Origin of the sequence: Streptococcus oralis subsp. oralis, assembly GCF_002096495.1 — a bacterium.
Lineage (GTDB): Bacteria > Bacillota > Bacilli > Lactobacillales > Streptococcaceae > Streptococcus > Streptococcus oralis_CU.
Map to the genome: position 1 here is coordinate 66,585 of NZ_NCUO01000009.1, position 14,505 is coordinate 81,089.

Below are 14,505 nucleotides of genomic sequence, written 5' to 3' on the forward strand. Positions count from 1 at the left end.
ATCCAAGATTCGTAAATCTGATTAGTCTTCTCTCTTCTTTCCAGCAAGCAAGCCGTAGCCACTCATTAGTCCGAGGAGTCCCAGCGCTACTAGACTAGCATCTCTTGTCGCTCCCGTATTTGGAAGCTCTTTACTTACTTCTTCAATTTTTGCTGGCGTTGCTGAGAGCGCTTGATCCCTTGTTTGTGAGACCTGCTCTTCTTTCGTTCCTACTTCAACAATTTCTGGAAGGGCTTCCTTGAGAACCTCAATAGAATGAAGAGTGCGTTTGCCCTGACCATCAACTTCTACAAAGCGACGAACTTGACCTTCCACACCTGCTTGAATTAGCTGGCGTTGTCCTTTGAGAAGGGCTGCATTTGGTCGTTCCTGACGTTCGAAGGAAACTGTTCCCTCTTCAATTTCCAGTTTCGGAGTTTCTAGAACTAAATCTTTCACACCTTCAGCTGGTTGGTTGCTTGATAGAACTTTTGTACCAACTTCGGTGATTTCTGGGATTGATTCCTTGACTACCTCAGTCGAACGAAGAGTGCGTTTGCCTTGGCTATCTACTTCTACAAAGTGGCGGACTTGACCTTCAACTCCTTTTTGGACAAGTTGACGTTGACCTTTCAGAAGATCCACATTTGGTCGCTCTTGACGTTCAAAGGCTGTTGTTTCAGTTTCAACAACTAGTTCAGGGAGGGCTTCAACTGTTGGGGCCACTTCATTAGGATCCATGCTACCAACATGGTGACTTTCTTCTGCAGGAGCTAGTTTCTTATTTAGCTTTTCTTTCATTTCCGCAAAATCTTGTGGAGTTGGCATCTCTGAAGCCAACAAAGTTTCTGCTTGGGCAATCAACTCAGCTTGAGAATCTTTTTCACGAAGGGATTCGAGCAAACCTTCCAATTCTTCTCTAGCAGTCTGATAACGTTGATTTCCATCCAAGTCTGTCCCTGCTTGTTTCAACTCATTCAAAGCCTGGTTGACTTCTTCTTGGCTAGCATTATGGTTTTCTGCTACAGCTTTCGCTGCATTGAGCTTCTCTACTAGTGCTGCTTGTTTGTCCTCGCTTGAGAAGGTGTAGGCAAGGGTTGACTGACGGCCTTGGGCAGCAGTAATTTCTTGTTTGAGGTACTCGTCGTTGACAGCTGCTTTTGGAGAAACCAAGACGTCAAACTCAGCTGTGTGTCCCTTGTAATGAAGGGTCAAGGTCTGACGACCAGTCTTTTGAGCATCGTAGCCCGTAATTTCAACACCTTGATCCGTGAAGGCATGGCTTTCTTCTGTCTCATCATCATAGAGAATGCCGAAGCGCCCTTCTGCAAGATCCAGTTGCTCTCCTACTAGATAGTCCGTTTTCGGTTTCTGAGTAATGTACAGACCTGCTACTTCCTTTGGTTTTCCTTCATCTTGACCAGTCACTTGTACCTTCAAATCACCGCTTACTGGAAGTCCAAGATAGCTAACTGTGAGCTTTTGTTCCCCTTTTTGATGAGCGTCGTAGCCAGATACTGTCACACCTGAGTGAGTAAGGTTAATCAGCTCATCAGCTTGTCCCCCTTCGTACTGAACACGGAGGGTTCCGCCTCTGAGGTCAAGTTTTTCTCCCTCTTTGTAAACTGTCTTCTTAGGCCCTTTTTCAAGGCTAACTGCAGCAATTTTTCTTTCATCCTGCGGAATCGCTACTGCCAATGTGTTACTGATTTCTTTACCAGGTAGTTGGGTACGATAGTAGAGGAGAGTTGGTTGCTTGTCAAAGCCCAATGGTGCTGTTGCCAAGTCGCCTCCAGTTTCAGACTTCAAGGTTGCAATCGGTGTTTGTGAATCTGCCTTGTCGTAAACGGTGATAGTTGCACCCGCTGGAACATCAGAGAAGCCTAGTTGAACTTGATGGTTTCCAAGTGAACGGGCAGCTACCTTAGTCATTGGAATATTTTGACTTTCTGTATCTAGTGTTTCGTACATCTTCCAGTTGTAGATACGAATGGCTTTCCAAGGTGTTCCGTTATCTGAAGTGATAACTTTTAGGCGCCAGTCTTGAGCTGTGATTGGTTTGTCAAGAGTGATATCCGTAACGTGCGCTCTATTGCCACGGACTTCCTTAGCTAACTTCCATTCACCATCTGCATCTTTATAATAAAGGTCAAAATCTTTGGTGTTCATCAAACCGTCGTTTACGGATTCTCCACCAGCTCCCGCATGATCCATGACCCATCTAACAACACGGCGTGGCTTGGTCAAGCGAATATCCACACTACCGCTCAACTGAGCTGAAGACCACTTATCTGACAAGCTAGTAATGGTACCGTTCAACATACCTTCAATGCCTTCTCCACCTTCAGTATTTGGGAAAGTGCTACCAATAACCGTTGCCCCTGGAACAATATTTTCAGCCAAAGGTCTTGGGAGAGTTGTATCCTGAACTGTCATCCCCCAGTTAAAGGATGCCGTCGCCGCTTCAGAACGGAGGCCATTTTTACCAACTGCAACGACTTTCAGTTCCTGAGTCGTACCAGTCGCATTAGCAGAACGGCTAACTTTTGGCAAGTAGATGGTTGAAGCAGATGATCCTGTCAACAAACGCCAGTTATCTCCATCTTTTTCGTAGACTTCATAGAAATCTGCATCTTGGTTACCCGCAAACTGGACCACTGCTTCAGCTTCTTGGGCATTTTTAAGAGATTGTTTCACCACAGATAGCCCCGTCGGCGCTTGTGGTGCTTGGTGATTGTCCGAAATTGTTAATTGTCCTAGGTTGAACTGATAATCTTTTACAGCCCCTTCATGTTCGAAGAAGAGTTTGACTGCATAGATGGTTTTACCTGCTAGTGAGCTAAGGTCAAATTCTTCATTCTTCCAGTTATCAGAAAGTGTTAGCTCTTTCCATGCGGCTGCATTCTCAAATTTGTAGTCTGGTGTTGTAGAGAAAGCCATATAAACTTTAGAGCCTTTTCCTCCCTTGTGGGCAACACGAAGTTTGGTTTTCTCAGTTACTTCTAGTTTGGTAGAATACAAATTCACATCCTGGTTCGTCTTACCAGCTACATCACCTGAGAATTTAAGGGAGTTCCCTCCATTGTAGGCATCTGTAAAGTCATATTCTGCACGAAGTTTATCCCCCGTTGAAGTCTGCCACCAACGCCATGTTGGCAAGACTCCTGAAACAGAACGGTAGTTCCACTCAGAATCCTTAGAAACTTTGCCGTCTACAAACCACTTTCTACCATGACCTGTATTAAAAGAGGTAGTGAAGGTGCGTCCCACTGCTGGAGTGCGGTCCGCAACTAAATTGGCAATTCCATACCACTCTTTATCTCCTGGTTTTTGAGCCGTTGGATCTCCTTGGTAACCTGTAAAGAAGATGTCCTCGTTCTTGTGGTAGTCTTCGCCTGTTTTTCCTAGACTGGTAATCGTATCTGGCGCAAAAAGTCCAAGAGACAAGCGCAACTTGCCATTTTCATCTAAAAGAGCATCCCAGTTGACTTTGGTTTTATAAGAACCACCTTGTTGCAATTCCAAGCCTGCAAAGACATCATACTGGCTACGCTCTAGCCATTTAGCCATCTCTACAGAGTGGTCATTTTTTTCCTTGTTCCAGTTGAAGTTAGCAAAGAATTGATCTGCAGGGACCTTGTCACCTTCCTTTTGCATGAATTGGTAGTTGTAATCGCCTAGACCATCTTCGTGGTAACGGCCGTATTTGTAGGTCATAGCATCGTACCAAGCATACTTGATTGGGTGGTTGACCTTAGCCGCGTATTCTTTTGTATAGAGCATGAATTGGCGCATTTTTTCACCAAGAGGTGCTACCAATTCCCCCGTTGTTTCTTGGTTGATGAAATAGCCATCAAAGCCATAGTACTTAGCGAGATCAACAAGTTTTCTTGCGATAGGGAAGGTACCATCTGCATCTTGTTTCAAGGCAGCGGCAAATTTCTCTTGGTCGGCAATGCTGTTTGACCAGTTGAAAAAGAGGGTTCCATAAACGGGAACTCCGTTGCGGTGCCCGGCATCAATGACATCTGGAGTAGGGACTAGACCTTCCCAGAAGACCATTGAATCTAAGTATTGCCAGTAGTCAAAAGCATAGGCCTTGAATTCTTCTCCACCAACAGAAGCGTGGTCTTTAGCTTTCGAGTTGGTATTTGCTAGAGCTTGAACCTTGGCTCTTCTGCTTGCTTTTTCATTGACCAACTGACCTCTATGGCGCTTAGCGAGTTCAACTGATGAACGGTTAATGGGATCATCCTCACGCGCACCCGGTTCCCATTTCAACAAATCTTCCCATGTATCAAATTTGATTTCTTTTGGTCGGAGACTCTTTTCTTCATTTTTAGGAACGTCTGCTAGAGTCGGTTTGTCGGCTTTATTGTCAACCACTTGAGGAGCTTCCTCTGGTTTAGCTTCTTCTTTATCAGTTGGTTGAGCAGGTTTGTCAGCTTTATCTGTCGAAGCTGGCTTTGCCTCTTCTTTTTCATTGACCAAATCAGTTATTGCTGGAGTGTTTTCTGAAATTGGTTGCTCTGCTACTTTGTTTTCAGTTTCCTCTAATTGTTTTTCGATAGCTGCAGTGTCTGGATTAGCGGTTTCACTCGCACTTGTAGCTTGGGCGCTCGTATTTGCAGCTGTTTCAGGAACACCAACCTGTTCCGCAAGAGCTGGGCTCGCAAATAAAGCTGAACCAATCATCAAGGAACAAGCCCCGATTGACAGCTTACGAATACTGTAACGGCAACGTTTTTCAAAAAATAGATTTTTCATCTTATCCTCCTAATAAAATATAAAGTAAGCGCTTCACTTTTTGATAAAAAGTAACTGTTCTCAGTGTACACCACCAGAACAGGATCATCTTCATTTTATCCTATATGAAAGCGATGTCAATCTATTTAACATAAAAACTATAACTAGGATAATAATCAGTAAAATTTGGACACAATCCTATAAATCATCTATCTTAAAGGGAAACTATCTCTCATTTTAAAAGAAAGTTCTTGTTTCTTATGGAAATTTCAGCTAAACACTTGTGAGATTTACTTTTATCCTTTAAAATAGAATAGGAGAAATTCCGTTATTATTTTTCGGAGGAAAAAGAAATGTCCATTAATTGGCAGGAAATTTTATTTCACTTTTTAGGTGGTCTGGGACTATTTTTATATAGTATCAAGACCATGGGAGACGGTTTGCAACAAGCTGCTGGAGATCGCCTTCGTTTTTACATTGACAAATATACTAGCAATCCCTTCTTCGGTGTGCTGGTTGGTATCGGTATGACGGCGCTGATTCAATCAAGTTCTGGTGTTACAGTCATTACAGTGGGACTTGTCAGTGCAGGACTTTTGACCTTGCGTCAGGCTATCGGTATTGTCATGGGTGCCAATATTGGAACCACCGTTACATCCTTTATCATCGGTTTTAAGCTAGGAGATTACGCCTTACCTATGCTCTTTATCGGAGCGGTTTGTCTCTTCTTCACCAAGAATCGCTCCATCAATAACATCGGACGGATTATCTTTGGTGTAGGAGGTATCTTCTTCGCTCTCAATCTTATGAGCGGTGCAATGGAACCCCTAAAAGACCTGCAAGTCTTTAGAGACTACATGGTTGAACTAAGTAAGAGTCCTATTCTAGGTGTCTTTGTCGGAACTGGACTGACCCTACTCATTCAAGCTTCATCCGCAACTATCGGTATCTTACAGAACTTATACGCAAGTGGTTTGATTGACCTGCAAGGTGCTCTACCGGTCTTGTTTGGTGATAATATCGGAACGACCATTACAGCCATCATTGCTTCTCTTGGAGCCAATATCGCTGCCAAACGTGTTGCTGGTGCCCACGTTGCCTTTAACGTGATTGGTACGGTTATCTGTATTGTCCTCCTTGTTCCTTTCACTGGCTTGATTCAATGGTTTGAATCTGCACTCAATCTAGCTCCAGAAATGACCATCGCCTTTGCACACGGGACCTTTAATATTACAAATACCATTATCCAGTTCCCATTCATCGGTGCCTTAGCTTACCTTGTGACCAAGATCATTCCTGGTGAAGATGAAGTTGTTAAATACGAGGCTCTCTACTTGGATGAACAACTCATCAAACAGGCGCCTTCTATCGCTCTAGGAAATGCTAAAAAAGAACTTTTGCACTTAGGGAACTATGCAGCCAAAGCTTTTGACCTTTCTTATACCTATATCATCAGTTTGGATGAAAAGGTAGCTGAAAAAGGGCACAAGACAGAGGAAGCCATCAACACCATCGATGAAAAACTCACTCGTTACCTCATCAGACTCTCAAGCGAATCCTTGAGTCAAAAGGAAAGTGAAATTTTAACCAATATTCTTGACTCATCACGTGATTTGGAACGGATTGGAGACCACGCAGAAGGGTTAATCAACCTAACAGACTATCTCCAACGCAAGAATGTTCAGTTCTCTGAGGCCGCTTTGAAAGAGCTAGCTGAGATTTATCACGCTACCACTGAGTTCATCAAGGATGCCCTTGATAGTGTGGAAAACAATGATATTGAAAAAGCTCAGAGTCTGATTGAACGCCATAAAGAAATCAACAATATGGAACGCGTTCTCAGAAAGACCCACATCAAACGCCTTAACAAAGGTGAGTGTTCTACACAAGCCGGAGTCAACTTTATCGACATCATTTCCCACTACACTCGTGTATCTGACCACGCCATGAACCTTGCTGAAAAGGTCATCGCTGAACAAATTTAATTGGTAAGAATCCACCTTAATTTAGGTGGTTTTTTGTCTCCTAGTCAAGAATATTTTTTCTAACGTAAAAAAAATGCTTTGATTCACAATGGAATCAAAGCATTTTAAATAGCTCTCCAAACATGATAGCAGAAACTGCAGTGCCTCTATACTTGGCTTCTTCTCTTTTGATAAAGCGCGCCAAGTTGATCAATTCAGGTGCCGGGTGTTTGGGATTGATGAGCAATTCACGAGTGACCAGTCCTGAGAGTCGCACTGCTAGTAATTGCTCATTTGTAGTAGGTAGTTTTTTAGCAGTCTCTAGGAGAGCAGCAACTAAATCTTCACTCAAGCCCTGACGGGCATGGTTATAGAGATCTTTTATAAGGCTTTCTAGGTTTGGTTCTGCCATCCTGACCACCTCCCTTATGTTTAATAATTTTTAATCAAATTAACCGTTGAGCGGTCCAATTTTTTCACCAAGGCTTGCAAGAAAGCTTGAGCTTCTAGGAAGTCATCCATCGCGTAGAGAGTTTGGTGAGAATGGATATAACGAGCGCAGACACCGATAGTTGTAGATGGAACACCTCCATTTTTCAGGTGAGCTGCTCCAGCATCCGTTCCGCCTTTTCCACAGTAGTATTGATACTTGATACCAGCTTCTTCAGCCGTTGTCAAAAGGAAATCCTTCATACCTGGGAGAAGCAAGTGACCTGGATCGTAGAAGCGAATCAAGGTTCCGTCCCCAATCTTACCTTGGCCACCATAAACATCACCAGCAGGTGAACAGTCAACTGCCAGAAAGACTTCTGGGTCAAACTTAGTTGTGGAAGTATGAGCCCCACGGAGACCAACCTCTTCTTGGACGTTAGAGCCAAGATAGAGTTCATTTCCGAGTTTTTGACCTGATAAAGCTTCAGCTAGCTCGCTTACCATGAGGACACCGTAGCGATTGTCCCAAGCTTTTGAGATGATATTTTTTTCATTGGCTGTCAAGATAGCGGAACTATCAGGGACAATGGTGTCACCTGGACGGATGCCAAAACTTTCTGCTTCAGCCTTATCCGCAAACCCACCATCAAAAATGATATCAGAGATAGCTGGCATGGTTGGGCCACCTGTTCCACGTGTCAAATGTGGCGGAACAGAACCTGAAATCACAGGAATTTCACGACCATCACGAGTAAAGAGTTTAAAGCGTTGGCTGCTGACTACCATTGGATTCCAACCACCGATTTCAACGACACGGAAGGTCCCATCTGGCTTAATCTCGCTGACCATAAAACCAACTTCATCCATATGAGAAGCGACCAAAACACGGGGTGCATCGGCAGCTTCTGAATGTTTGATACCAAAAATACCACCCAATCCATCTGTCACCACTTCGTCCACATGCGGTGTCAACTTTTCACGAAGATAGGTACGGACAGGTGCCTCATGACCTGAGATTGCAGGGATTTCTGTTACTTCTTTGATTTTTGAAAATAATGTTGTCATATCAGTTCCTTCTTTCTGTCCTCCATTTTACCACTTTTTATAGGAGAAGGATAGTGGAAATCTTAATCTTCCAACTTCCTTTCTAGAGTAAACAAAAAGAATCAGGCTGATTCTTTTTGTTTATGATTCCGTTTGAGTGAAAAGTGGTCTGGCACAGGATCCTTTCCTATTGGCGACCAGGGATGACAACGCAAAATCCGAGCCAAGCCCATCAGAACACCCTTGAAGCCATGTTTTTCAATAGCCTGAATCATGTAGTTGGAACAAGTAGGCTCAAAGCGACAAGAGGGTGGAAAGGCTGGCGAGATAAAGCGTTGGTAAAAGCGTACTGGCGCTATTAAGATTCGTTTCATTATTTCTTGGTTACAGCCATGGTGTGTAGTTGGCTGATTTCTTTTTTATTAAGGCGACGGGATTCTCCTGGACGAAGACCAGTCAAGTCCAGGTGACCGAAACGTGTCCGAGACAACTTATCCACTTGAAGACCGACGGCTTCAAACATCTTTTTAACCTGATGATTACGTCCTTCATGGATTGTCAACTGTACTACTGAGCGATTTTTGACTGGATCCACTTTGAGGATTTCATAAACAGCTGGCTTGGTTTTCTTGCCATCAATCTCAAGACCACGAGTCAAGGGGCGGAGATTTTCCTTATTGGCTACGCCTTTAACACGCGCAACATAAACCTTGTCAATCTCATTACGGGGGTGAATCATCTCATCCGTAAAATCACCATCATTGGTCAAAATCAAGACACCTGATGTATCCCAGTCCAAACGTCCAACTGGGTAAATGCGTTCTTTGACATTGGGCAAGAGATCCACAACAGTCTTGCGGCCCTTGTCATCTGTCACACTGGAAATGACACCGCGTGGTTTGTTAAGCAGATAATAAACCTTTTCTTCGTTGTAGATTGGTTGACCTTCCACTTCGACCTTGTCGCCTGACTTGATGGTTGTTGCGAGTTCACGTACCACTTGGCCGTTGACGGTCACCAAGCCTTGCTTGATCAACTCTTCTGCTTTTCTCCTACTGGCCACACCTGCGTGGGCAATATACTTATTGATTCTCATCTTCTTCTATCCTTTCACCAAATAATTGGCTTTCTTGGGCTTGAATCTCAAGCTCATCAATCACTGGCAGTTCTTCCAAATGGTTAATCCCCATGTAATCTAGGAAATAATCCGTAGTCACATAGAGATTGGGGCGGCCCAACACTTCTTTTTTCCCATCTTCTCTTATCAATTCAAAAGCCTGCAACTTTGCCAAGGCTCCACTCGAGTTAACCCCACGAATAGCATCAATCTCAATTCGGGTAATCGGTTGCTTGTAGGCAATGATGGACAAGGTCTCAAGAGCAGCCCGAGACAAGCTCTGGTTGATGGGTGCCTTGGAGTATTCCTTCAAAATCGCTGCAAATTGAGGCTTAGTGACCAATCTGTATGCACCACCTGTCTCGATCAGGGACAAGCTCGAATCTTGGTCTTTTTCATACTTCTGGGCTAATTTTTCTAAACTCTGTTGGATGCCTGTCGGTGGAAGTGAGAGGAGTTCAGCCAACTGACGGACTCGAATCCCATCTTCACCTGCTACAAACAAGAGCGCTTCTATTTCTGCTAAAGTACTCATCTTTCCTCTCTATCAAGTCTAGCTTTGTGCCTCTTGACTTTCTTCCTTCTTTTCCATGAGATAGATATCTCCGAAACTCTCCTCTTGCACGAGTGTCAATTCCTGAGTTTTGATTAACTCTAAGGTCGCCAAAAAGAGGGTAATGACCTCTTGAACATTCTGGGCTTCCTTGAACAAATCCTGCAAACGCAACTGGTCTCGTCCTGACAAGGACTCTTTTACGATGACCATCATGTCCTCAATCTTATACTCATCCCGCAAGATAGTTGTATGATTCTGAGCAAATTCCTCTTTTTTCTTGGCTAGGATATTTGAAAAAGCCAAAAAGAGGTCAATGGTCGTCCTGTCATGCACAAGCTCCGCATCCTCGTAAATCAACTCTGTTGGCGCTTTGGAATAGTACCGGGCCCGATCTTGGTGCTTAGCCTCCAAGTGCTCACCCAAGAGCTTGAACTTGCGGTATTCTTCGATTTGGGAGAGAAGGTCCTGCTCTAGGTCATCCTCCAAGTCGGTCACTTCTGCTACCTTTGGCAAGAGCTTGCGACTCTTGATCAGCATCAGCTGACTAGCCATGACCATATACTCGCCCGTCACTTCCAGACGCATGGCCTGCAGAGTTGAGACATAGGCTAGATACTGTTCGATAACTTCCGTAATGGGCACATCGTAAATATCCATCTGGTACTTAGAAACCAAGTGCAAGAGCAGGTCCAGGGGCCCTTCAAAATCTTTTAATTTAATATCCATTATCTATATTTTTCTAAGGTCAGGACTGTTTTTAATCCTAATTTTTTTGCAATTTCGTACAAATCGACCTTCATTTCTATCTGTCTTAGAATGAACTGTTCCCGCAAGGCTTGAGCGGATAAGGTTGGGTAACCTTTCTCCTTGACAAAGGACTCCAGCTGACGAAAGGCCCACTGACGAGAATAGGCTTTCCCTCCCCTTTCAAAGAGATAGGTCTGCCCCATCAAGGGTTCTAGCTCTGGAATCAAGGTCGTGGGTATGGTGACAATCCTCTGTTGGGAAGCCTTGTTAATTCGCAGCACCTGAAAATCCAGATTGATATCCGTAACCTTGAGGGTTAAAATCTCACTAGGCAAGAGCCCTAGCTCCAAGATAAGAAGCGCCAGCAAGCGTCCTTCTGGATAATTACTTTCCTGCCAAAAAGAGTCTAGGTCTAGAATTTCTGGTTTTTCAATCTTCTTTTCAGCTTGTTTGGCTAATTCCAAACGATAAAAACTGTCCTCTTCTCCTTTTCGATAGAGAAAGTAGAGAAATTGGTTACAGGCCGAAAGTTTTCGCTTCTGAGCGCTGATTTTTAGATTGGTTAGCTGGGCTTGGTAAATCTTAAGACTGGTCTCAGAAATCCGCTCACCCACAATGTCTAAAAATTGCTCCAGATCATACTTATAGGACTGCTTGGAATTGGCAGACAAGCCCTGTTTTTCCTCTAAAAAGGCTGAAATCCTATCTCTCATTTGCATCGAATCTCATATTCCTTACTAAAGTCATGTAAGAGAGCATTGACGGCCTTGAGGATAGACTTTCGCGTGATGATTCCTTGGAAAATTCCTTCATCATCTACGACTGGCAAGAAGGGTTCATCGACCAGTTTATGGAGGACCTCTGTGATGTTATAGTCTGGAGCGACGACTGCCACATCTGTCTTGGTCATATTAACGATATCTGTCGTTGCCATCTGTTCATCCGTCAAACCTTGCTCCATTTGATAAGCCAAAATATCTCTCAGACCAATGGTTCCAACAAAGCGTTTGTCAAAGGTCACAACAGGGATACGGGTGTAGGTAATTTGACTCAGCACCAAAATTGCATGATCAGCGTTATGGGTATCAATCAAAGCTGCTAGATTCTCAGCAGGGGTAAGAAAAGTTTCTTCCTGCTCCAGTAAAAATGCTTCAAATTCCTTGGCAATCATCGAGCAAACTCCTTGGACAAGCCTGGATAAACCTCATGATCACGTGTCAAAAAGTCTACTTTGAAATAGCTGTCATCAATCTCTACACGGGCATAGAGGCATTCTCTGATGGTTCCTCGCGGCTGGCTGATGGAGCCTGGATTTAAAAAGAGTGTTTTGCCTTCCATCCAAGCATTTGGCACATGCAAGTGACCATAGAGACAGATATCGGCATCTTCTTCCTGAGCCCAGTAGTCTAACTTTTGAAAGTTGAAATTGATATCAAACAAATGTCCATGGGTCTGGATGATCTTTGTAGGACCAAGTTGAGTCACCAAACGTTCTGGGTAGCCAGCATAAAAGTCCATATTTCCTTTGACGACATGGATGCCTTCCCAAAGAGGAGAATCGGGACGGAGTTCAGAGTCACCATCGTGAAAAATGGCATCGACTTTCCCCAGATAGCGGTCACGAATTTCTTCGACAATCAAGCTATCGCCATGGGAGTCACTCATTACAATGATGGTTTGCTTTGCCATGATGGAAATACCTCCAAAAGTTTCTTAACGGCTAAGGCACGGTGAGATTGACTATTTTTTTCTTCAAGGGTTAATTCAGCTGCTGACTTGCCTGTCTCTCCCACAAGGAAAAGGGGATCATAGCCAAAACCATTTTCACCCTTGGGTTCAAAATTGATATAACCTGGCCAGTCAGCTTCAACCACCAAGCTTTCCTTGTTTGGACTAGCTACAACTAGGGTCGTATGGAACTGAGCCGAACGGTCCTTGAGATCAAAGACCATGGCCAATTCGTGCAAGAGTTTGGCATTGTTTTCTCGGTCAGTAGCTCCCACACCTGCGAAACGGGCTGACCAGACTCCTGGCAAACCGCCGAGGACATCGACTTTGAGACCTGAGTCATCTGCTAGCACCATCTTGCCTGTTAATTGGGAAATGGTTTCTGCTTTCAGGCGAGCATTTTCTTCAAAGGTCATACCTGTTTCAGCTACTTCAGGTAGGTCAGGGTAGTCATTGAGATTTTCCACATCGTAGCCTAACTTGTCAAAGATAGCTCGGAATTCCTTGGTCTTACCTTCGTTTCGGGTCGCAATCAACAAGGTTTCTCTAACCTTGCTAGTTTCAAAAAAGGCTTCTACATCAACACCTTCTTTAGGCAATTCTACATGCAGGAGTTGCCCATTTTCAACCAAGAGCAGAGCCCCCTGACGTTGGATGACTTCTAGATTGCGGCCTGCTTCGGCATTTAAAATCTCAACGATAAAGGAGAGCAGACGGTAGTTAGAAGACCAGCGCATCACCGTTATCGTAATTGGAAAGCCATTTTCCTCATCACGAAAAATCCGCGCCAAATCCATAAAATCAAGATTAAGCGGATCTTTGATAAGGCTATAGATGCCTCCATAGACATCCCAGACACCGACATACCAGTCCTGGTCATCCTTGTATTCATAAATTTTGTTTGTCATAAAGTTACATGCTCCACATGAATCTCTTTTTCCAGCCATTCTGCTCCAATTTGGGCAAAACTTTGGCTATTGGCTGTTGTGTAAAAACGATGTTGAAGAGGTCCCGCATCTCGGCTACGATTGATTTCAAAATAGTTAAGCAAAACCGAGATATCCCGTACACACTCTGCCCCACTATCAATGAGTTGAACCTTTGGTCCCATGACATTTTGGATGATAGGGCGAAGGAGTGGGTAATGGGTACAACCCAGAATCAGGCTATCCACCTTTCCGACCAAGGGACGTAGGGTTTCATAAACTACTTTCTTGGTTACACTGGTTGATAAGGCACCAGACTCGACCAAGGGGGCAAACTTGGGACAGGCCAAACTTTCCACCTGTAAGTCTGGATCCAAATCATGGATTTTCTGACGGTAGATGTCTGATTGTACCGTCATGGGAGTTCCAATCACCCCAATTTTCCCACCTTGACTGGACTTGATGGCTGCCGAAGCTCCTGGCAAAATCACACCTAGGACGGGAATATCTAGTTTCGCCTTGATTTCTTCCCAGACGACCGCAGTCGCAGTATTACAAGCAATGACAATCATTTTGACATCCTTGGTCAAGAGAAAGTTGACCAATTGCCAAGTATATTCACGGATTTGCTCAGCAGGACGGGGACCATAGGGCGCCCTTGCTGAATCTCCAATATAGACGATTTCTTCATGGGGAAGCTGGCGCATGAGCTCACGAACAACAGTCAAGCCCCCGACACCCGAATCCAAAAAACCAATTGGTCGATTATCCATACAGTCTTCTTTCTAGTCTTTTTTCTGATTGATAGTTCATCATGATTACTCTTCCTAAATGAACGGTTAGACAGCTTCATAGAATGGCAACTGCCTCTCTTTTAATCATAATCAAATATCAATAGAATGCAAGGAAAAAGTCTTATCCTTGAGAACTATTGAACATAGTGAGAAGTCTGGAACTTTCATCCCAGACTTTTCCTATTTATTTCTTTTTATTGTTAGCAAGAGCTGCTTTTTGTTGGCGGATGATTTGGTGGTAAACTTGTTGTACCTTTGCTTCGCTTGGCTTTTGACCATTTGCGCTCAAAAGAGCACGAACTGCCTCAGCGTTCAAACGTGGGTTGTCCGCAAATTCTTTTTCGATTTGCTTACGAACCAAGTACATCCCTCCAAGAGCTCCTCCTAGAAAAGCTAACACAATCAAGATAATTGCTAAAAGTAAATCCATTCTTTTTCTCCTGTTTCTTTTTGAGTCTTCTATATTATACCA

The 14,505-nt window shown here is 43.9% G+C and carries 14 protein-coding genes; 1 reads left to right on the forward strand and 13 read right to left on the reverse strand.

What is annotated here, in order from left to right; genetic code table 11:
* Positions 1–21: 21 nt before the first annotated feature.
* Positions 22–4,746 carry an endo-beta-N-acetylglucosaminidase gene (locus B7717_RS01345; protein WP_084944031.1) on the reverse strand — a complete coding sequence of 1,575 codons (4,725 nt, stop codon included), beginning with the start codon at positions 4,744–4,746 and terminating at the stop codon, positions 22–24.
* 332 nt (positions 4,747–5,078) lie between these two features.
* On the opposite strand from B7717_RS01345, the gene B7717_RS01350 reads away from it, so the two are divergent.
* Positions 5,079–6,710 (forward strand): Na/Pi cotransporter family protein, encoded by a 1,632-nt coding sequence (locus tag B7717_RS01350; protein WP_084944032.1) that lies wholly within the window; start codon positions 5,079–5,081, stop codon positions 6,708–6,710.
* Positions 6,711–6,804: 94 nt separating this feature from the next.
* On the opposite strand, the gene B7717_RS01355 is transcribed toward B7717_RS01350, so the two are convergent.
* The 12 genes from B7717_RS01355 to B7717_RS01410 all read right to left on the reverse strand — a co-directional run bounded on the left by B7717_RS01355 (position 6,805) and on the right by B7717_RS01410 (position 14,463).
* On the reverse strand, positions 6,805–7,101 hold the full coding sequence (locus tag B7717_RS01355; protein WP_033583388.1) for an enterocin immunity protein: 297 nt from the start codon (positions 7,099–7,101) through the stop codon (positions 6,805–6,807).
* A 20-nt stretch (positions 7,102–7,121) separates the two neighbouring features.
* Positions 7,122–8,186, reverse strand: coding sequence for a glutamyl aminopeptidase (gene pepA / locus B7717_RS01360; protein ID WP_084944033.1), 1,065 nt, complete (start codon positions 8,184–8,186; stop codon positions 7,122–7,124).
* 101 nt (positions 8,187–8,287) lie between these two features.
* Entirely contained in the window at positions 8,288–8,539 is a 252-nt protein-coding gene (yidD, locus tag B7717_RS01365; protein ID WP_084944034.1) for a membrane protein insertion efficiency factor YidD, read from the reverse strand.
* On the reverse strand, positions 8,539–9,261 hold the full coding sequence (locus B7717_RS01370; protein WP_001222230.1) for a pseudouridine synthase: 723 nt from the start codon (positions 9,259–9,261) through the stop codon (positions 8,539–8,541). Before B7717_RS01370 ends, yidD begins: the two co-directional genes overlap by 1 nt.
* The gene (gene scpB, locus B7717_RS01375; protein ID WP_000105285.1) at positions 9,248–9,817 is read right to left on the reverse strand and encodes an SMC-Scp complex subunit ScpB; all 570 of its coding nucleotides are present in this window, start codon (positions 9,815–9,817) and stop codon (positions 9,248–9,250) included. Before scpB ends, B7717_RS01370 begins: the two co-directional genes overlap by 14 nt.
* A gap of 18 nt (positions 9,818–9,835) precedes the next feature.
* Complete coding sequence (locus B7717_RS01380) at positions 9,836–10,564, reverse strand: segregation/condensation protein A (protein ID WP_084944035.1); 729 nt, start codon at positions 10,562–10,564, stop codon at positions 9,836–9,838.
* A complete protein-coding gene (xerD, locus tag B7717_RS01385) occupies positions 10,564–11,298 on the reverse strand; it encodes a site-specific tyrosine recombinase XerD (RefSeq protein WP_277619920.1) in 735 nt (244 codons plus the stop codon). The genes B7717_RS01380 and xerD overlap by 1 nt, the downstream gene beginning before the upstream one ends.
* Positions 11,295–11,756, reverse strand: a complete 462-nt coding sequence (gene cbpB, locus B7717_RS01390) for a cyclic-di-AMP-binding protein CbpB (protein ID WP_000560696.1) — start codon at positions 11,754–11,756, stop codon at positions 11,295–11,297. Before cbpB ends, xerD begins: the two co-directional genes overlap by 4 nt.
* Complete coding sequence (locus tag B7717_RS01395; RefSeq protein ID WP_001118939.1) at positions 11,753–12,274, reverse strand: metallophosphoesterase; 522 nt, start codon at positions 12,272–12,274, stop codon at positions 11,753–11,755. Before B7717_RS01395 ends, cbpB begins: the two co-directional genes overlap by 4 nt.
* The gene (locus tag B7717_RS01400) at positions 12,250–13,260 is read right to left on the reverse strand and encodes a nucleoside-triphosphate diphosphatase (RefSeq protein WP_380437177.1); all 1,011 of its coding nucleotides are present in this window, start codon (positions 13,258–13,260) and stop codon (positions 12,250–12,252) included. The genes B7717_RS01395 and B7717_RS01400 overlap by 25 nt, the downstream gene beginning before the upstream one ends.
* Positions 13,218–14,012, reverse strand: coding sequence for a glutamate racemase (gene racE, locus B7717_RS01405; RefSeq protein WP_007522320.1), 795 nt, complete (start codon positions 14,010–14,012; stop codon positions 13,218–13,220). The genes B7717_RS01400 and racE overlap by 43 nt, the downstream gene beginning before the upstream one ends.
* A 205-nt stretch (positions 14,013–14,217) precedes the next feature.
* Positions 14,218–14,463 (reverse strand): YneF family protein, encoded by a 246-nt coding sequence (locus tag B7717_RS01410; protein ID WP_000364980.1) that lies wholly within the window; start codon positions 14,461–14,463, stop codon positions 14,218–14,220.
* Between the last annotated feature and the right edge of the window lie 42 nt (positions 14,464–14,505).